This window comes from Burkholderia sp. Bp9143 (genome assembly GCF_003853645.1).
In the GTDB taxonomy this organism is placed as follows: Bacteria; Pseudomonadota; Gammaproteobacteria; order Burkholderiales; family Burkholderiaceae; genus Burkholderia.
The window spans coordinates 114,404-133,206 of record NZ_QTPO01000013.1 but is presented as its reverse complement, the minus strand read 5'-3'; the positions used below and the strand labels follow the sequence as shown (position 1 = coordinate 133,206).

Sequence of the window (18,803 nt, the reverse complement as noted above, 5' to 3'; positions counted from 1 at the left end):
AGTTTGCGAGGCCATCTCTCCGGGCCGAGTGTTGGCGTCAAACGACCTTCGATGAGTGGATTGAATTTACCGGGCGACTCGATATCGTGCTGGCGTGAACGCACGCTACCGCGCCTGCATCCGCTCGCGGATCCAGCGCAGACGCTCGCGCGGATAGGGCCCGTAACAGCTCTCGTCGACGAACAGCGCCTGCGCGATCCCGGGTAGCCGCTTGTTCAGCGCTCTTTCGAACCAGCGGATGGCGAGGTCGGCGCGCCCCATGCCGAGCGCGACATCACCCAGCACGCAGCACGCGTCGGCAAGCGCGGGATCGAGGCGATATGCGGCCATCGCATAGCGGCGGGACGCCTCGAGGTCGCGCATTAACAGCGAACAGGTGGCGGCACCCAGCACGGCTGTGTAGCGCCCCCCCTGGAACTCCGCCTGCCGCCAATAGCGCAGATAGAGGGGAATGGCCTCGGCATGGCGCCTTGCGAGCCTCAGGGCGCGCGCATGATAGAACACTGCCCGCAAATCGTCGGGATCGTCGCGCAATGCCAACGCGCAAAGACGCAGATCGCGCTCGACCGCCGATTCCTTACCCGTCTTGTCTGGCTGGTTCGTGAGCGTGGCGCAGTCCGTCCGGCACGTTGGTTCCCGCAGCGCGATCCATTCGTGCACTATCCCGTGCCACGTCGACCACGGCTGCTTCCGGAACACTCTCGGCAAATACCAGCGCGTGCCGCCCGACAGGATCACCAGCTCGATCGCCTGCAAATCGCGCCTGCGGATCAAGCGCCGCCACTCGGCGCGATCGTGTATCGACAGCACCTCGTCCGCATCGATCGACAGGACCCAGCCGTCGCGTACCATCGCTAGCGCCGCGTTGCGCGCTGCGGCAAAGTCGATCAATCTGCCGTGCGCGTCCGCGAGAGCCGGCATCACCTGCACGCGCGCGCCGAATTGCCGCGCGAGATCGACTGTCTCGTCGGTGGAACCGCTATCGACGACGCAGCATGCATCGACCCACGGCATCAGGGACGTCAGGCATCTCGCCAATACGCTTGCTTCGTTATGGACGATCAGGCAGGCGGTCAGCATTGCTTGAGTTACGCGAAATAACTGAATTTCAAGTTATATCTCCTATAATCGGTGCACGCAGTCACCATGCAACGATTACCGTGACATTGCGGCGCGTCGTGTGTTGACGGGGGTTCCCTCCACATCGTCATGGAAAGGAGCAGACGTGGCAACTACAAAGAAATCCAACAAAGTTTCCGCCGTTAAATCCACCAGTCCCGCCGCCAAGCGCGGCAAGAAGGCACTGACCATTTCCATCGATCTCGACGCGCTTGAACAGCTCTACAAGCGGCGCTATGAAATCACGCTGGATGGCGGCGACACGAAAGGCGGATCGATCCGGCGCGCCGACGGCGACACGACGGGCGGCATCATCATCCGGCCCGGTGAGCAACGCATCAAGACAGCTGCGAAAAAGGCGGCCGTGAAAAAACCCCCCGCGAAGAAGCGTTCCGCGAAAGCCAAGGTCTGACCCATCGCGCGCGCAAGCACATCTTGTCGATGCGAGGCGCTGCGGCGTTAACCGACGCGGGTTGCGCCGTGCTGCGTGCGCGTGCGCGGGACACGGCACCGATCGGCTGCGGGCAGCCTGACTGGCGCCTCGACCCGCGTGACGAACGCATCGCCTGGGGGGCGACATCGCCGGACGACAAAGACCTCGACGTCTCGCGTGACGAACGAGACGCTCTGATCATCCGGCGCGGGTTGCGCGCGCGTCGCCCGCTCTATTTTCGGGTCGAGCGCGACAGGATCGAATGGGATCAGGATCCGCTTCGGCTGGTCCGGACGCTCGGGATCAAGTGCGAACTCGACGTCGGCTCGCTGCTGCATTGGGTATGGCGAGGCCGGCCGCGGTCGGGGCATGCGCTGCTGCACGGCATCCAGGCGCTGCAGGTCGGTGAGGCACTGATATGCGCGCCGGGTGCGCCGCCCGTTGTCCGGCGTGTCGCGTGGCCTCTTCAAGTCGCTCCGGTATCGCACGATCCGTCCTGCGTTCAGGAAGAGACGCTGTCGCGTCTTCGCGCGTCCGTCGATCACGTCGTCGACGCGGCGCGCGGCATCGCGCTGTTCCTCTCGGGCGGCGTCGACTCGGGATTGCTTGCCGCGCTCCTGCGCGAGCGCCATGCTGTCACCGGCTATACGATCGCCTTCGACGACGACTACGGTCTCAACGAAACCGACTACGCCGCCGTGGTGGCGCGCATCACCGGCATCCGCCACCGGATCGTCCATCTTGACGTCGATCACGCCCGGCAACTGCTGGATCGCGTCCTGGCCGCCCCGTTTCCGCTTGCGGCGCCCGCCGCCGTGACCCATGCGGCGCTGATCGAGGCGACCGTCGCGGATGGACACGCCGTTGCGGTTTCCGGCCTGGGTGCGGACGAATGCTTCGGTGGCTACCACAAGCCCCTGACATGTCTCGCGGCCCAGATGCATCATCAGCGCCGGCTCGGCGTCGACCTTCCCGGTTTGTACAACCTGCCGACCGCACGCCTGCTCCGTCTCGACGACGTGTTGTTCTTCGGCATCGCGGAATTCTTCTCCCTCGACGAGATGCGGCGCCTGAGCCGGGATCCCGAGGTTGTCGACGCGTTGCTCGCGGACGACGTCGCGTTCTATCGGCAGTTGCTTACGGTCAAGCCCCAGGCGCTGCCGACGGAGGCGATGTCCGCGCACGAGTACGTGTTCCGGATCGGTGAACTCCTGCTGCCGGCGCTCGCAGACAATGCGCTCATGCACGGCACGCACCTCGATTTCCCGTTCCTGCGCGAGGATGTCTACGGCTGGGCGTCAGCGATCGATCCCGGCCTGAGCTACTGGTACGAGGCGGATGCCTGGTGGGCCAAACGCCTGTTGCGTCAGGTCGCCGCCCGCTACCTGCCACCGGAGATCGTGATGCGCAAGCGGCAAGTCCTGCTCGCGCCGATCGCGCATTGGCTGCTGGACCCACGGTTTCGCACGCGGGTCCTCGATGAGATCGCCGACTCCGACCTGTGGAGAATCGCGCCGCTGACCATGCGATTTCGGACCACCTTGCTGTCGAGGCTGCGCGCCTATGACCATGTCGGAGACGACGGCCGGTGGCACGAACAGCTCTGGGCGATCCTGGTTCTGTGTGGCTGGATCAATCGTCATTCGGCATCGAGGTAGGGGAGTGATTCGGTCATGCGCGACGTCGATCTGATCGTGGTGGGCTCCGGCTCGCTGGCTCACGCGGTGTTGATGAGTCTTGCCGGGTGCGGCGACGCGCCGATGGACGTGATTGTCGCGGCGCGCAACGAGACGGCCGTGCATCACATGGCGACGCTCGCCAATGCGCTCGGCGGCGAAAGCACGGGCCGCATTGCCGTGACTCCCGTCGCATGCGACTACTCGTCCGCATCATTGGCGCGCTTGTTCGACGCATATCGGCCGCGCGTCGTGTTGACCCTGGCGTCGATGCAATCGCCTTGGGCGATGACGCGCGGATGGCAAAAACTCGTCGCGCGGTTGGGCTACGGCTGCACGCTGCCGTTGCAGGCCGCGCTCGCGGACCGGGTCATGCGGGCAGCGGCGGCTGCGCATCCCGGCGCCCATCTCTTGAACGGCTGCTATCCGGACCTGACCAATCACGTGCTGACCGGGCGCGGCATTCCGGTCGCGGGAGGGATCGGCAATATCGCCATCGTCGCGTCGATGTTGCGCATTCGCACCGATCACGCGCCGCTCTCGTTGCTCGCGCATCACGCGCACGTCGGCGCGATGATACGCGGCGCATGGGACAGACTGCCCGCGCCGGCGGTATGGCTGGACGGCCGCCGTCTGCCGGAACATGAAGCCGCTGCATTGATCATGCCCGGGCGCCTGCCTGCCGACGCCACGCTGAACAGCCTCACGGGCGCGCTCGCCGCGCCGATGCTGCGCGCGCTGTCAGGTCGTGCCGACGCATGGCTGGGGCACGCGCCGGGTCTGCACGGACGGCCCGGCGGCTATCCGGTGCGTGCGGACGCCGCCGGTCTCCATCTCGCGCTGCCGCCCGGCATGACGCCAGGGCAGGCCGAGCAATTGAACGGATCGTATGCGTTGCACGACGGCGTGACCGTCGAGGACGGGCGCTATGTATTGACCCGCTCGCTCGACGATGCGGAACGCGCGCTCGATATCCGCTTGCCGGCGGCGATTGCCGCGTGGCGGGCCGACGCGCTCGACGAACAAGTCGCGTTGCTGGTGCGCTTGCGCACGACCATCGATGCGATGGAGGCCTCAGCTGGCTGACACCGGGCTGCGCGTCGTCGAGCGCAAGGCGTCTTCTTCATAGGTCCCGAGCCAATCCCCGCGATCGTAGTTGGCCAGGGCTTGCCGGAACATGCGGTCGCGGCTTTCCCAACGATCCTGAACGGGGGGATAGTGACGAATGCGCGCGTCGTCGTCGTGGGACACATGCAGCACGGCGCCGCTCTGGCGCCGCGTGAGCCCGGCGCTCAGCGTCAGCCGCGCGATCATGTCCTGGTCCTCCCAGCCCCAGCCCACCAGGTATCCGTTGTAGCCGCCGATGCATTCGAAGCCGGCGCGACGCACCATCAGCAAGCCGGGCGCCTGGCGTGTGCCGTTCGCTGCATCCTCTTCGTTGTCGATGATCTCGAGTGCACGTCCGTTGGCAAGCCGCAGCTTCAGCTGATAGCCGAACATCGCGACCTGACCGGCCTTGCGCGCGTTGCGCACGGTCTCCGTCACGCCCGCGACAGTTCCGAAGGCGTCGGGTTCGGTTTGCAACTGCCGGACCAGTGCGTCGAGTTGCCCGTCCGGAATGACGATGTCGCAATCGCAGAAGAACAGGAGCGGACGACGTGTGTGCGCGGCGCCGATATTCTGGGCGCGGGCCTTGTTGAACCAGCCGGATTCGTCCACGTGCACCACCTGGACGTTCGCCGCGTGTTCGGCCATCAGGTCGCGCAGTTGGTCGGCGTCTCCGCCGTAATTGACCACGGTGACGCCGCCGTCATGCCGGGCGGCGAGTTGGCACAAGGAGGGAAGCGCCTGTTGCAGCTCGTGCCGCCCTCTCCAGGTGACGACGATATCCAGGCTGAGCGGCTCGAGAGTTGACATGTTGGCTTTCCTTGAGAATCCTAATGTCAGGGCAGTATCGATCCCCATCCGGCAAAGGGAATCGCATCCGAGATGAAGAACACTACCGGCAAGCGCGCGACGTCCGACAGACAGCTGGTGCGGCCAGAACTGGCCGATCCCAGTGTAGCACCGCGGGTGCGGGATGCGATATTGGCGGGTTTGCGCGCCAACGGCGGCGGCCACCTGGGCGGCACCTTGAGCTGCGTCGACATCCTGCTCGCGTTGTTCGCCGCGCGTGCAATGTTCGCGCTCGATGCGACAGGCGACGCCCTGTTGCTGTCGAAAGGCCATGCGAGCATGGCGCTATACGCGGTGTTGCAGCAGGCCGGCGTCGACCTGGGTCCACTCGGCAGCTTCGGTACCGCCGGCTCCTCGTTGCAGGGGCATCCCGATCGTACGCGGCTGGCCTGCATTGACTTTTCGTCGGGTGCGCTTGGGCAGGGCGTCGCCGTCGGGCTGGGCATGGCGCTCGCGCGCGACGCGCGCCACGTGTGGGTGGTGCTGGGCGATGGGGAGTGCCAGGAAGGCATGGTATGGGAAGCGGCGATGCTGGCGGCCCGCTACGGCGTGCCGAATCTGCACGTGATCGTGGATCTCAACGGGGAACAGGAATGCGGCTGGGCGCACGACGCGCGACTGGATTCCACTCCCTTGCCCGACGCCCTCGCCAAGTGGCGCGCATTCGGCTGGCGCGCGGACGAGGTTGACGGGCACGACATCGACGCATTGGTCGACTTCGTGCATGCCCATGCCGAAGGGCCCCGGCATGGGCCGACCGTCCTGCTGGCGCGTACCGTCAAGGGTAACGGCCTCGAACTCCAGCTCGATCGGTTTCGTCGTCACTGCACCCAATTGTCCGGGGACGAGTGGGCGCGCATCGCGGGCTTCGGCCACGCTCTGGATCGATGAGAGGCTTGCCGCATGAAACGACTGGCGATTTCGATTGTCGACGCGCTGCGAAGGAGGGCGGAACGGAGCGACCGTCTCTGGGTGCTCGACGGCGACCTGGGCGATTCCTACGGCTTGTACGATGCGCTGGGGCGGCCGGTGTTCTCCCGCTTCGTTCAGGCCGGCATCGCGGAACAGGCGCTCATCGGTGTCGCAGCCGGACTGGCCGCGAGCGGGCAATGGCCCTGGGTGTTCTCGTTCAGCGCATTCCTGTGCCACCGGGCCGCGGATCAGATCCGCACCTGCGTCGCATCGCAGGGGCTGCCCGTCGTGATGATCGGCTCGCACGCGGGCGCGGCGAGCGGCACCAATGGCGCGAGCCATGCCAGCCTGTCTGACCTCGGTGTCCTCGCATCGATCGGCGGCGTGGATCTATGGGCCCCCGCGGATGCCGCCGACATCGAGCTGATCGTCGGGTCACTGGTCGATTCGCCACGGCCGGCCTACGTGAGAACGAGCCGGGAGCCGGTCGGTGACCTGCGGTTGCCGGCGGGTGTCGTCCGAGGTAACGGCGTGGTCGGCGAGACCGTGCTGCTGTCCTGCGGATACGCATCGCACTGGGCGCAGGAGGCAGAGCAGGCGCTAACGGCAGACGGTGTGCCGATTCCGTGGCGGCACATCGCGCATGTTTGCGAAGCCGTGCTCGCCCAGTGGATCGCGAGCCAGCCGCGCCTGCAGGGCATCGTGGTCCTCGAAGACCATGGACCGGCCGGCGGCCTGGCCGACACCGTTCGCAGGATCGCACCGCCAGGCGTGACCGTACGCGCTTTGTCGTGGCCGTCAGGATGGTATGGTGAATCGGGCGCGATCGCCGACCTGAGACGCGCGCATGGCCTGGACACCGGTGCTCTCGTGCGCCGTATCAAGGAATACATGACGTGAAAGCACAAGCGAACCCACGCGGAACCCTCGCGAAAATTCTCGATCCGATATCGATCGACGCGTTCCTGCGCGAGTCGTTCGGCAAGCGCCCGCTCCTGATTCGTGGGCACCCGGGGAAATTCGATTTCCTGATGAAACCCTCACGCGTGATCTTCGGATTGGACAAGGTCACCGAGATTCGCTGCGTGTTCGGCGGCTTGAAGCAGGCGACCATCGATCCCGCCGATATCCGGGAGATGTACGAGGCCGGCGCCACCATCTGCGTGACAGACATGCAGCTCGCGCACCGTTCGCTGCGGACGGCGGCCCGCAACGTCCGGCGGGAAATCGGCTTCGCCGGCCGGGTCGATTTTCGCGCGTACCTTTCGCCGCCGTCCTCGGGCTTCGACTTTCATTACGACGCGAGGACCGCCACCACGTTGCAACTCGATGGAGAGAAGACCTGGTGGTACGCCACGTCGCCTCATACGTTGTTTCCGACGGAGAATTCGGCGCGCACCGACATGGCCGTCGTGCACCGAGCTGTCGCGCGGCAGACCATCAGAAAGGTCACGCTTTACCCGGGCGACCTGCTCTGCCTGCCGCCCGGCGTGTGGCACAAGGCGCGGGCGGGCGGCGGCGGATCGCTCGCGCTGAACATGGCATTCAACCACAGTGGTGCGACTGTCGGCGACGTCCTGGTCGATGCGTTGAAAGCGTCGCTGGCAGGCATGCCGGACGCCATGCGGCCGTTCGTGACGGGTGCGAGCCGTGCCGGCGCCGCCGAGCTGGAACCGCATATCGCAACCTGTATCGCCGCGCTGCGAGACACGCTGGCATCGCTCGACGGGAAGCGCATCGCGTCGCGCCTCGCAAGCGTCGCCGACAAGGCCGGACGTACTTGAGCGAGTGGCCTGCGATGCGCGACGCTCCAATCGAAGCCGATCGTCTGAACGCCACGCTCGCCCTCGTCGCGGATGCGATGCGCATTGCGCATTCCGGCTCGACGCTCTGGGATCACCTGCTGGGGACCTACGAGGTGCTGTCGGGGTGGGGCACCGATCCTGACATCCGTCTGGCCGGCCTGATTCACAGCATCTACTCGACCCAGTACTTCCGCCATCGCGTGGTGGCGCCGGGCGAACGCGCTCGGGTTGCGATGGTGGTCGGCCAACGGGGAGAAGCGCTCGCAAATGCATTTTGCGTTCTCGATCGGGACAGTCTTCGTCGGGCGTCCGTACGCCTTGATGTCGAGCCGGTGCGCAGGCCTTTACGCATACAGACGCACGCGGGCGACGGTGAAATGCGTGTGTCGGTCGCGCAGTGCCGGGCATTGCGGCTGCTCGATCTCGCCAACGAAGCCGAGCAGCGCAGAAGCCTGTTCCGGATCGACAGGCCGTGGTTGTCCGGAATGTGCGAAGGATTTCGAAGCATCGGTTTCGTGCCGCGATCGTTCATCCGTGCGCCCAACATCAGCGCCGTACAGGAACGGCGGTTATCCACGCTGTATGAGCAGGCACTCGCCGCGCCCTCCAGCCACGCCCCGCAAGCGCTCAGGGCCTGCGTTCAGCTCGTGCCCGAATGTGCGGAGCCGAGGTTCCTGCTGGCCGCCTTGAGGCTGCAAGTCGGCGATTTTCACGCCGCCTATGTGGAGGCCTCGACGGGAATCGCCAATCTCGATGGCTGGGGCGCGCCATGGGATGCACGGATTCCCGGTCAAGGGTGGCGGTTCCTGGGGGAGCAACTCGCTATGGCTGCACGTGCAACGAATCGGAATGCGCCCGGGATCTATCGGCAGATCCTGAGCCGTATCCGTCAATAAGCCCGTGCATGCCGATTCGTCCTGGCTTACATGCTGGTGATCATCGGGGCCAGCCCCTTGGCCGACATTTGGATGTCTTGGTGAAAAGGTTCGAGTTCGACCACCGTGTCGGTATAACGCTCCATGAGGAAATCGGGCAACGCACACATACGGAGCGCCATCAGCCGACGACGCTGCTACAGCGCAGTGACGGGTACGTCCGCGGCTCGGCAGTCGGGCAGAAGTATGGCGAGCTCTTGGCACAGGTCACTACGATCATGATGTTCGGCGTCGGGTTTATGATTGCCGGCTCGGACATGAATGCACCAGCAAAGGCTTTTCGCAAACACTCAAGTGCGGCCTTGTTATGCGGCGCGCTATTCGGTGCGATGTCGTTCGGATGCCATCGTATTTGCCGTTGGTATTGGGGATACAGTTGCTTCCGGTACCATGGCTGGCGCAGTGTGATGCCTGAATGTCGGCCGAGTACGAGGCAACCGATATGACTGATATGACAGCGCGGATGACCGCTATGCGCTTGACAGCGGTCGTCGTGCTAGCGCAGCCGAATGTGACCGTTGAGGGGCGGCAGCGGTCCTCGGGTGAATCGCCAGTTCGGTGTTCATGAACGTCGATCTCGCTGATTGACACGGCCCCATGATTTCGAGGCCCCGATCGCAGCCGCCGATCAAACCGGTTCACCACTCCCCCTATTTGAAGCGCTCCCGTTTTGTACTTCCGCGCTGGAGCAACGGTGCGTACTCGTGCAATTCCCGTGGCGCGATGTCGAAGGCGCGACGAAATGCGCGCGTAAAGCTCGACGCATCATTGAAACCCAACCCCGAGGCTACGTCCTGTACCTCCATATGCGGAAAGCGCACCAGCTCATCGGCCGCCATTCTCAGCCTGCGGTTGCGGATATAGGCGGCCAGGCCACCTTCATGCTCGAATATGCGATACACGCTGGCGCGTGAGAGATGTAGCGATGCCAACACGCTGTCAGGCGATAAATTCGGATCATGCAGATTTGTCTCTACATGCCGCCGCACTTGCCCGTAAATGGCAGCGCGCACCGCCGCGCGAGCGTTACCGGCAAGACCTGCTTGACGGCTGAAAGCTGCAACGATCAACTCTACAGCGGTGAGAAAGGACTGATGCGCTTCCGTCTTGCTCAGACCGACGATTTGTCTCCTGAGCGCCACCACATGCTCAATCAGCATGCGCGTCAGAGGGGTAGTGGCGTGAACCCAGCGGCCATGCAGGGAGGCTGCATCAGGGAATGACCTTTCCACCAAAGCGCGAGGCACGAAAAGGAGAAGTATCCGACCATGAAAACTCCGGATTGTGCACGGCTGATCCATGTCCAGCGCGAGGATACTTGGCAATTGCGGCATGTGCGGCACGTCGGACCGTGGTTTGCCGCCCAGGAACTCGGCCGGCGGTCCTTCAAGGAATACGCTGAACGTGATGTCGCGAATGCTCTCGGTCGAAACCCGACCCAATGATCGAACGGCCAGGTTCGGCGCGGTGCGAAAGTCGAAGATGCTCAGATTGTCGATCGTGTAACGGGACAGCGATGCATCGAAAGTATCCTCGGCTTGCCTTGACGAAGGGCAAATGTCGTAGACAGGACTCATGCGCTCCTGCCAGGCCAGGAAGCTTCGACGGGCGTCGCCTTGAACGCTGAAACAGCTGTGCGCGATGCCAGGCGCGAGCGTCGGCCGCTCCGGCGGCAGCAACAAGCGGCCTGGCGGTATCGCAGTATGTAGCGGGTCGTCGTTCAATGCAGCGGTCATTGTTGATTTTCATCCAGTTTTGATCCGTCCCGCGCGGCCGAACTTTGTATTGAGCCAATGGCCCGCTCAGAACGCGCTAGTGTGGCATGTCAAGCATAAAGTGCGTACTTTGCCGTAGCGCACTGAGGACGGCTTTCAGCCAACTCGATCGTTTCAGTACCCGGAAACGCCACGCGCTCTCGAACAGGTCGACTATTGGTGGCCGCATCACACTTCAGTTTCGGCTTGTTGGAATGACCGCAAGCCAACCGCCGCCATCCGCTGTCCGGCCGCGGTTGGTTGCAGCCAACCGCATTCCGGTCACTTGTCGGCACCTCTCGACTTTCGGAGCGACGCGCCTGGCACAAGCCAAAAAATCACCACATCGTGACAGCAATCGTTTGCGAGTTGCGGTTCCACCTCACGCGCAAGGCCGGGCCGAATCGCTCGTTCTTCCGACGGTGAAGTTCCTCATTTTTGAGACGGAGTGTCAAGTCGCCCCGACCGCCCCTCCTACAATTCTCGGGGCCGTCCGTACATTGGTGTTTGCCCGCTTCGGGCGGCTACGGGCTGTTCGATTCTGCCACTTGATCGTTGCCGAGGGGCGCCCGGATAGCTCGCGTCAACGGGTTCGAGTTGCAGAACCCGGAGCGGACCTCTGCCGGTCAACGACATACTTGGGAATAACCTTGGAACTGGAGCATGCCATGCTGACCTGCTCGCGGAAGCCCGCTGCACGGGTGCCGACGCGAGTTGACATTGCGCTATCCAATGGATTTGCGCTGCACGATGTCGCGGCGATCATCGAGATTTTTCATAAGGCAAGTGCGCTGACTGCATCTCGTCCTTCCGGCGAGGCGCGCTACGACGTAGCGTTGGTCTCCGCCGCTGGCGGCCGCATTGCCACCTCTTCATCGGTCTTCGTCTGGACGGAAAGGATCGATTCGCGGCGGCGCGTGGACGGCAAGCACATCGTGTTCGTCGCCGGCGGAGCAGCCGCTCATCTGGCTTGTCAGGACAAGCGGCTGATCGATTGGCTGCGCCGCGAGCATCCGTTTTGCGAAGGCGTTTATCCGATCGCTGAAGGAAGGCATCTTCTGGATGCGGCAGGTCTTTCGAGCGGATTTCGTGCCGCCAACGAATCTCCAGACATATACGCCACCGGGTCGCCGAGCGACGAGCCTGACGCCGTTCGCATGGCGTTGCGAATTGTCGAAGACGACTTGGGTGAAGTCCTCGCGAGGCATGTGTCCGGCTCTCCGGCAGAACCGGCTCTTGCACCGTTAGGTTTGCCCGTTGCGGCGAGCATGGCGCCACGCGTGAGCGAGCAGATCACGGCATCCGCGCGCTGGTTGGAGGCGAACGTCGACCGGCCTGTCTCGATCGACGACGCGGCACAAGTTGCGGCCATGAGCGAACGCAATTTCCTGAGAAGGTTCAAGAGCGAGATCGGCATGACGCCCTCCGACTATCTGCAGCGCGCGCGCCTGAACATGAGTTGCAAGATGCTGGTGGAATCGAGTTTGCCGGTCGACAAGGTCGCGCGTCGCTGCGGCATCAACAGTGGCGCGCAACTGGCGAGGCTGTTCCGGAAATACCTGTCGACAACGCCGACCGAATACCGCGCGCGTAACGAAGCGACCGCTGGCATCGCATGAGCCAATCGCTCAGTTCCGGCCGTCACAATCCATGTCGGCACATTTTCCGATCAGCGAGTTCCGCATAGTGATGGTGCTATTGTCATAAGATAAGAAGGTTATCGATATGGGCAGCATCGAACGACTCATCTTGTGTGGCATCGATCCTGGGATGACGGCGTTCGGACGCGCAGGCAGACGATGAAAAACACGAGGACGAGCGCAAGTGCCCGCAAGGCGGCTCAATGAGCGTCCTCGAAAGACACCAGACTTCGATACACCGGCTGAGCGCTTTCAGCAATTCGTTGCATCGACGGGTTGAATCCGCAGTCGATGCCGGACGTCGACTTCACGCGGAAGTGCATCGTTCGACGCCCGTCATGGATGGGACCGCACCGATAGACGCAAGAGTTGAATTCCGGTCTCGGTCGAAACAGCGGCCATCTAATCGTGGAGTAGTATTCCCCCATGTCCGAATTATTGATCGGCCTCTACGGCGCACAGGACATCCATCCGTGAGGGCGGGAAGCTCGTTAAAGGGTTTGGAAACTGCTTCGACGATACCTGTGGTGGCGCTGGCCGTGATGACGGTATTGATGGGATGCATCATGTCAACCGAGTGGAAGCACCGCGTTAGACTGTTTGCCCAGCGTTTCTGGCAGCCGACCAGTGCGTGCATGACCTGCATGCCGGGGAGCTGGGGAAATATCATGAGCCTTGCCCACTGGACTATTGCATTTCATACAGGGCTGCTTACCGGACTCCTGGCTGTACTTTTGACTTTCACGCCTGCGGCAAAACTCTACGCGCATCGATACGGTAATGCGCTGGTGGTTGCCGTCCTGACAACGTTGGGCGACGCCTACTCACACACGAGTCACTACCGTATCCCCTATGCCGAACACATCGCGACGGGTGCAATTTCAGGTCTCTTGACGCTCGCGGCCTCATATCTCCTCGAAGACCGCGCGCGACGCCTTCGGGCGGTATGGGCTCAGGTTTTCCGATAGCTTGTCCGCTGACTTTCTGAACCCACCGGGTCAAACGGAAAGAGGCTCCCCGGTGAGGCTACGCTTCATGATTGGGAGGCTGCGCATGGAGAACGGGAACTCGCGACCGTTACATGTCCCGGCGTCAGGAGGCGGCCAGGAACGGCCATACGGGCCTCGATCTTCTAACGGCGGTAGTCGGATCCTGATCGGTCATTCGATATCGCTAACTCACCGTAGTCGGATCGCCGACTTCCCAGGCAATCCCACCGCCCCGATCCATGCGCTTGATCGTGGCCATGTCGCCCTCGTCGATCGAAAAGCCGAACAGATCGAGATTCTGGCGCATCCGTTCGGGGTTCAGGCTTTTCGGCAACACCGCATAGCCGTTTTGAACGCCCCACCGCAGAAGGAACTGTGCTTCCGACACCCCGTACTTCGCGGCCAATTTCGCGAACACATCGCCGTCCCGCGCCATTTCAGCGGTTTTTGCGCTCGTCTGGCCTGCTCTCCAAGTCGATAGAGGGGCAAGGCTGCTGTATGCGATGGGCGCAATGTTGTTTTGCCGCATGTACGCCACCAGATCCGGCTTCTGCGACCAAGGGTGCAGCTCGATTTGATTCGCTTCCGGTGCGGGCAGCCCAACCGTTTTCAGCTCTTCGAGATGTGCCTCATTGAAGTTGCTCACGCCGATGCTGCGCGCCTTGCTGGACTCTTTAAGCCGCACGAGCGCCTGCCATTGCGCTACACGTTCGCTCCCTGCATGTGGCGAATGGATGAGATAGAGATCGACATACTCGAGGCCGAGCTTGACGAGGCTTTCGTGGAATGCGGTAACCGTCTGTTCGCCGGACTTCGGCTGCTCGCCCCACGCAGCAACGCCCGGCCAGAGTTTTGTGGTGACGAAGATATCTTCGCGGGTTATTTTGGCTGCTCGCAGTCCTTCGCGAATGCCTTCGCCAACACCGCTCTCGTTGTCATAGACTGCGGCGGTGTCTATGTGGCGATAGCCACATGCAATTGCCTTGCTTACCGCTTCGGCCGTCTCGTTCGGCGGAATGAGGAACGTTCCAAAACCAACTGCGGGAATCTGCGTGTCCGCATTGAGCGGAAAAGTTTGGATATTGAAAGTCATATGTCGGACGTTTTTCGGAGTTCAATCAGGGGGAAAGGCACGCCGTCATTGGAGGCGCCGATGAGGTGCTTGACACTGCCGACAGGATAGAAGGTATATTTCAGTTTGAAAATCGGGCAGCAATTCGCTTCAGTAGTGCCATGACGGAACAAATCGGGCTGGACCGGCTTACCTCTATCATTGCGTTTGCGCGCGCTGCCTCCTTAGGCAGTTACACAGCCGCGGCCAGATCGCTCTCCATCTCACCGTCTGCCGTCAGCAAGAGCGTTCAGCGGTTGGAAGAGCGGCTTGGCGTTCGACTCTTTACCCGCACGACGCGCGCGCTGACACTTACGTCGGAAGGCCAGGACCTTCTGGAAAGAGCGCTGCGCCTTCTCAACGAAGCGGAGTCTTTTGAGCAGGGCGCGATGGCGGCTAGGGCCGATCCGGCGGGTGTGCTGAAGGTCACGGCCCCAATACCAATCGGCGTGCGCCTCATCGCGCCCAACTTGCCGCGATTCAGAGAACGCTTTCCACAGGTCACCGTGGATCTTCGACTCAGCGATGCATTCGTCGACCTGGTTGAGGAAGGGATAGATGTTGCGATCCGCATCGGGGCATCTGTTGATTCGCCCTTTATAGGCCGGAGGCTTGCGGCAAATACGGTTTGCGCGTTCGCCTCCCCTTCATACCTAGAGCGCAGAGGGGTTCCAATGTGCCCCGAAGAACTCGAGGGACACGATTGTGTGAACGTTCGCGTTCACAACTCCGGGCAACCACTTAAGTGGCCATTTCGAATAGGCAAGCGATTGCTCGAAGTTCTGCCGGACGCCAAGTTGATCGTGGACAGCGCCGACGCTGTAGCCGCGATCATCGCCAATGGCGGCGGCATAGGCATTTCGCCGACCTATATCGCCGCTGCGTTCGTTGCGCGCGGCGAATTGGTTCCCGTCCTGGCGGACTATCGGGTGGATCGGAATCACGTCACGGCGTTATGGCCCGAGAGCCGTAGAAGTAATCCGAGCGTCAAAGCGTTCGTTGCTTTCCTCGGCGAGATATTCACCGACCCCACCCCGTGGAACGAAGCCATCTTCGGGGAATCTGTCAACTGACGACGGCAATCAAGGGGGCGCCTGCGGAGGGCAAGACCGCCGCACGCAGAACAGCCCATGGGCCGACCTTCCGGAGATGCTCGGTTATCGGTCATGCACAGCCAATGCAACGAAGGACGGGAACGGGTCGACAGCACGCATTCACTGGCAGGGACAGGGGGGGGCGGCTGCCCCCTTGCCGCAGCTAGAGCGGGCAACACCGGTAAACTGTATACAAATCCAAGTGCACGCGTGTTGTGCCGCACCCTACATTCCGGTATCATTCACGCCCCCCACAAGCTGCGCATACGGATTTCGCACGAGGCATCCCGCCCTCGACTATCTGTGCGTACACGATTCCGTTCGCATCCCGGCAGGCAACCCGTTCTGGCGTCATGCTCGCGACGATCGTCGGCTCATCTGTCGAGGAGCATGTATTGGCAATTTCTGATCGGAACGATTCCACATCCCCTGAAATCACAGCCACGGCAAAAGCCGGCCGTCGTGTGTCAAAGGGAAAGCCCCAGGCCCTGACGCCGACGGACGTCGCGTCCCAGGCACGCCAGAATGAGGAGCGCCAGCACCAGATGCGCGCGTTGATCGCGCTCGGTCGCGAGCGCGGCTATCTCACCCACGCGGACATCAACGATCACCTGCCCGACAACTTTGCCCAAACGGCGGCGATGGACACCATCGTCAGCACGTTCAGCGACATGGGCGTGGCGGTGTACGAACAAGCGCCGGACGCCGAAGCGCTCCTGTTGACCGACGCCGCGCCGGCCGTGGCATCCGACGATCAGGCGGACGAGGAGGCGGAAGCTGCGCTATCGACCGTCGATTCCGAATTCGGCCGCACCACGGACCCGGTTCGGATGTACATGCGTGAGATGGGGGCCAGCGAACTGCTGACCCGCGCCGGTGAAATCGAGGTCGCGAAACGGATCGAAGATGGTCTGCAGGACATGATTCAAGCGATTGCCGCGTGTCCGTCGATCGTGTCCACGATTCTTGCCGATGTCGACCGCATCGTTGCCGGCGAACTGCGCATCGACGAACTGGTCGATGGCATCAGTGTCGACGCCGATGCAAGCGAAATGACGCCGGAGCCCCAGGAAGAGGAGGCGGAAGCACTTGCCGCCGACGATGATTCGGACGAAGACGACGTCGAAACGGACGCCGGGGATTCGGAGAAGGTGAACGCGGCACGCCTCGAAGAACTCACCAACGACAGTCTTGTGATTTTCGCGCGCGTGCGTGCACTGTTCGAGCAGTTGCCGGATGTGCCTGTCACTGGCGATGCCCGATCCGCAGCCGCCGCGCAAGTGCGCACGGCGATCCAGCGCGAACTCGCGCCGATCCGCTTCACGGCCAAGACCATCGACCGCCTGTGCGCCATTGTGCATGGGCAAGTGACTGAGGTTCGCGCGATCGAGCGCAGCATCCTGGCGATTGCCGTCGACCGTTGCGGCATGCCGCGCGACGCGTTTGTCGAGTCGTTCCCGGGCCACGAGACCGACCTCGAATGGACGAACCGCACGGCGGCGACCTCGCGGCAGTTTGGCGCGGCGCTCGAGCGACATCAGCCGGCGATTCAGGCGGCGCAGCAGAAACTCGTCGACATCGAGTCCCGGGTCTCGTTGCCGCTCCAGCAGCTCAAGCAGATCAACCGCCAGATGAGCGCCGCGGAACTGAAAATGCGGCAGGCCAAGCGCGAGATGATCGAGGCGAACCTTCGTCTTGTCATTTCAATCGCCAAGAAATACGTGAACCGCGGCATGCAGTTCCTGGATTTGATCCAGGAGGGCAATATCGGCCTGATGAAGGCCGTGGACAAGTTCGAATACCGGCGCGGCTGGAAGTTCTCGACCTACGCGACCTGGTGGGTCCGGCAGGCTGTCACGCGTGCGCTCGCCGATCAGGCGCGGACCATTCGCGTGCCGGTCCACATGATCGAGACGATCAACAAGCTGAACCGGATATCGCGCGAAATCCTGCAACAGACAGGGCAGGAAGCGCATCCCGCCGTGCTGGCAAAGCGCATGGAGATGTCCGAGGAGAAAGTGCTCAGTATCCTCAAGATCGCCAAGCAACCTGTCTCGCTCGAAAGCCCGGTGGGTGACGATGGCGATGCGACGCTTGGCGACATGATCGAGGATGCGTCGGCGAGTTCGCCGGCTGAGGCGGCGATTCACGCGAACATGCGTGCGGCGATCGACGAGGCGCTCAACGGGTTGTCGCCGCGCGAGGCCAAGGTTCTGCGGATGCGATTCGGGCTCGACACAAACTCCGATCACACGCTTGAAGAGGTCGGCAAGCAGTTCGACGTGACCCGCGAGCGGATCCGTCAGATCGAGAGCAAGGCGATGCGCAAGCTGATGCATCCCAGCCGTGCGGACAAGCTCAGGCCCTTTCTTGAGCGCTGAGGCAAGCCGGGCGTGGTAACCCTTCGACGCCCGGCTCCAGACTCGCAGCGATCACGCGTCGGCCTGATCGTTGCCTGGCCGGGCGTGTTCGCTGAGGGGAAAACTTACAGCGGCTTGATGCTGGCGGCCTGCTTCCCCTTGGGGCCCTGCTTGACCTCGAAGCTGACCTTCTGGCCCTCTTGAAGCGATTTGAAGCCACTTCCCTGAACCTCGGAGAAGTGCGCAAACAGGTCTTCGCCGCCGTCATCCGGCGTGATGAATCCAAACCCCTTCGTATCGTTAAACCATTTGACGGTACCCGTTGCCATACTCTGAACGCTCCAAGGAAATCGGTTGTAAATGATGCGCCTGGCGTGCGCCAGACAGCGGCTACCTTGTATCACGAGGGGGCTGTCACTGACAATCCAGATCTTTTTGTAAGCCACGCCGGCATGGCCGATGCAAACCCCTCAAGATCTTCGTTGACCCAGCCGCACTGCCTCGTAAGCGATTTCGGCGTGAGCGCCCGGCGAACGGAAAAATGGAGTCGACAGCCCGGATCAACTCTTTCTTGACGTCTTCGCGACAAATGGCGTCGGTACGTGTTGAACCTGTTCGCTTCCGCAATGAGGGCAAGGCGGATGAGCCGATGCATGTTCAGTGAGATGCTCGACGCTCTCGAACGTCTTGCCGCACTTCTCGCAACGGTATTGGTAGGTCGGCATGGCATTCCTCCGGTATCGATGCTGCGCGAGGATATGAGTATGGTGCGTGGCGGCTTGAACTTGATATTGCAGTGAACCCGCATTAATGCGATGGCGAGGGACCTGAGCTGCAACGGCGCTCGATCGCACGAACCTCCGTCACCCGTTCATCCTTGACGGGCCGATGTTGGCACTCGAAGCGTCAGTCGGTCCACGGTCGAAAATGTACGCCCCGGGTGCGATTCAACAGCGTCGTCCGGTCGCAGCCGCGCCAATACGGCGAATCCCCACGTTCATACAGCCTGTCACGATGCT

General features: G+C 62.5%; 18 protein-coding genes. 12 read left to right on the top strand and 6 right to left on the bottom strand.

Features of this window, described 5'->3' with window-relative positions:
- Positions 1 to 105: 105 nt before the first annotated feature.
- Positions 106 to 1,080, bottom strand: coding sequence for a glycosyltransferase (locus tag DIE23_RS12550; protein ID WP_124612405.1), 975 nt, complete (start codon positions 1,078 to 1,080; stop codon positions 106 to 108).
- A gap of 145 nt (positions 1,081 to 1,225) precedes the next feature.
- Here DIE23_RS12550 and DIE23_RS12545 point away from each other — a divergent pair, with 145 nt between their 5' ends.
- The 3 genes from DIE23_RS12545 to DIE23_RS12535 are packed head-to-tail and all read left to right on the top strand — an operon-like array spanning position 1,226 to position 4,314.
- A complete protein-coding gene (locus DIE23_RS12545; RefSeq protein WP_124612404.1) occupies positions 1,226 to 1,531 on the top strand; it encodes a hypothetical protein in 306 nt (101 codons plus the stop codon).
- A 29-nt stretch (positions 1,532 to 1,560) separates the two neighbouring features.
- Positions 1,561 to 3,210 carry an asparagine synthase C-terminal domain-containing protein gene (locus tag DIE23_RS12540; protein WP_124612403.1) on the top strand — a complete coding sequence of 550 codons (1,650 nt, stop codon included), beginning with the start codon at positions 1,561 to 1,563 and terminating at the stop codon, positions 3,208 to 3,210.
- 15 nt (positions 3,211 to 3,225) lie between these two features.
- Positions 3,226 to 4,314, top strand: coding sequence for a hypothetical protein (locus DIE23_RS12535; RefSeq protein ID WP_124612402.1), 1,089 nt, complete (start codon positions 3,226 to 3,228; stop codon positions 4,312 to 4,314).
- On the opposite strand, the gene DIE23_RS12530 is transcribed toward DIE23_RS12535, so the two are convergent.
- On the bottom strand, positions 4,303 to 5,145 hold the full coding sequence (locus DIE23_RS12530) for a glycosyltransferase family 2 protein (protein ID WP_124612401.1): 843 nt from the start codon (positions 5,143 to 5,145) through the stop codon (positions 4,303 to 4,305). The two genes, DIE23_RS12535 and DIE23_RS12530, sit on opposite strands and share 12 nt — an antisense overlap.
- Before the next feature lie 72 nt (positions 5,146 to 5,217).
- Between DIE23_RS12530 and DIE23_RS12525 the strand changes: the two genes are divergently transcribed.
- The 4 genes from DIE23_RS12525 to DIE23_RS12510 are packed head-to-tail and all read left to right on the top strand — an operon-like array spanning position 5,218 to position 8,797.
- On the top strand, positions 5,218 to 6,075 hold the full coding sequence (locus DIE23_RS12525) for a 1-deoxy-D-xylulose-5-phosphate synthase N-terminal domain-containing protein (protein WP_124612400.1): 858 nt from the start codon (positions 5,218 to 5,220) through the stop codon (positions 6,073 to 6,075).
- Between the two features lie 12 nt (positions 6,076 to 6,087).
- A complete protein-coding gene (locus DIE23_RS12520; protein WP_124612399.1) occupies positions 6,088 to 6,996 on the top strand; it encodes a transketolase in 909 nt (302 codons plus the stop codon).
- A complete protein-coding gene (locus DIE23_RS12515) occupies positions 6,993 to 7,880 on the top strand; it encodes a JmjC domain-containing protein (RefSeq protein ID WP_185646437.1) in 888 nt (295 codons plus the stop codon). Before DIE23_RS12520 ends, DIE23_RS12515 begins: the two co-directional genes overlap by 4 nt.
- A gap of 14 nt (positions 7,881 to 7,894) precedes the next feature.
- Positions 7,895 to 8,797 (top strand): DUF6817 domain-containing protein, encoded by a 903-nt coding sequence (locus DIE23_RS12510; protein ID WP_124612397.1) that lies wholly within the window; start codon positions 7,895 to 7,897, stop codon positions 8,795 to 8,797.
- A gap of 689 nt (positions 8,798 to 9,486) precedes the next feature.
- On the opposite strand, the gene DIE23_RS12505 is transcribed toward DIE23_RS12510, so the two are convergent.
- The gene (locus DIE23_RS12505; protein ID WP_124612396.1) at positions 9,487 to 10,572 is read right to left on the bottom strand and encodes a helix-turn-helix domain-containing protein; all 1,086 of its coding nucleotides are present in this window, start codon (positions 10,570 to 10,572) and stop codon (positions 9,487 to 9,489) included.
- A 686-nt stretch (positions 10,573 to 11,258) separates the two neighbouring features.
- Between DIE23_RS12505 and DIE23_RS12500 the strand changes: the two genes are divergently transcribed.
- Together DIE23_RS12500 and DIE23_RS12495 are read left to right on the top strand one after the other, a co-directional pair.
- Positions 11,259 to 12,209 carry a GlxA family transcriptional regulator gene (locus tag DIE23_RS12500; protein WP_124612432.1) on the top strand — a complete coding sequence of 317 codons (951 nt, stop codon included), beginning with the start codon at positions 11,259 to 11,261 and terminating at the stop codon, positions 12,207 to 12,209.
- 587 nt (positions 12,210 to 12,796) lie between these two features.
- Positions 12,797 to 13,198 carry a hypothetical protein gene (locus DIE23_RS12495; RefSeq protein WP_124612431.1) on the top strand — a complete coding sequence of 134 codons (402 nt, stop codon included), beginning with the start codon at positions 12,797 to 12,799 and terminating at the stop codon, positions 13,196 to 13,198.
- A gap of 205 nt (positions 13,199 to 13,403) precedes the next feature.
- On the opposite strand, the gene DIE23_RS12490 is transcribed toward DIE23_RS12495, so the two are convergent.
- Positions 13,404 to 14,312, bottom strand: coding sequence for an aldo/keto reductase (locus DIE23_RS12490; protein ID WP_124612395.1), 909 nt, complete (start codon positions 14,310 to 14,312; stop codon positions 13,404 to 13,406).
- A gap of 140 nt (positions 14,313 to 14,452) precedes the next feature.
- Between DIE23_RS12490 and DIE23_RS12485 the strand changes: the two genes are divergently transcribed.
- Positions 14,453 to 15,403, top strand: coding sequence for a LysR family transcriptional regulator (locus DIE23_RS12485; RefSeq protein ID WP_124612394.1), 951 nt, complete (start codon positions 14,453 to 14,455; stop codon positions 15,401 to 15,403).
- Between the two features lie 374 nt (positions 15,404 to 15,777).
- Complete coding sequence (gene rpoD, locus DIE23_RS12480; RefSeq protein ID WP_260436043.1) at positions 15,778 to 17,805, top strand: RNA polymerase sigma factor RpoD; 2,028 nt, start codon at positions 15,778 to 15,780, stop codon at positions 17,803 to 17,805.
- A 104-nt stretch (positions 17,806 to 17,909) separates the two neighbouring features.
- On the opposite strand, the gene DIE23_RS12475 is transcribed toward rpoD, so the two are convergent.
- Together DIE23_RS12475 and DIE23_RS12470 are read right to left on the bottom strand one after the other, a co-directional pair.
- Complete coding sequence (locus tag DIE23_RS12475; protein WP_057926883.1) at positions 17,910 to 18,113, bottom strand: cold-shock protein; 204 nt, start codon at positions 18,111 to 18,113, stop codon at positions 17,910 to 17,912.
- A 231-nt stretch (positions 18,114 to 18,344) separates the two neighbouring features.
- The gene (locus DIE23_RS12470) at positions 18,345 to 18,509 is read right to left on the bottom strand and encodes a zinc ribbon domain-containing protein (protein WP_124497669.1); all 165 of its coding nucleotides are present in this window, start codon (positions 18,507 to 18,509) and stop codon (positions 18,345 to 18,347) included.
- Between DIE23_RS12470 and DIE23_RS39505 the strand changes: the two genes are divergently transcribed.
- Positions 18,438 to 18,584, top strand: a complete 147-nt coding sequence (locus DIE23_RS39505) for a hypothetical protein (RefSeq protein WP_185646439.1) — start codon at positions 18,438 to 18,440, stop codon at positions 18,582 to 18,584. The two genes, DIE23_RS12470 and DIE23_RS39505, sit on opposite strands and share 72 nt — an antisense overlap.
- Positions 18,585 to 18,803 lie beyond the last annotated feature (219 nt).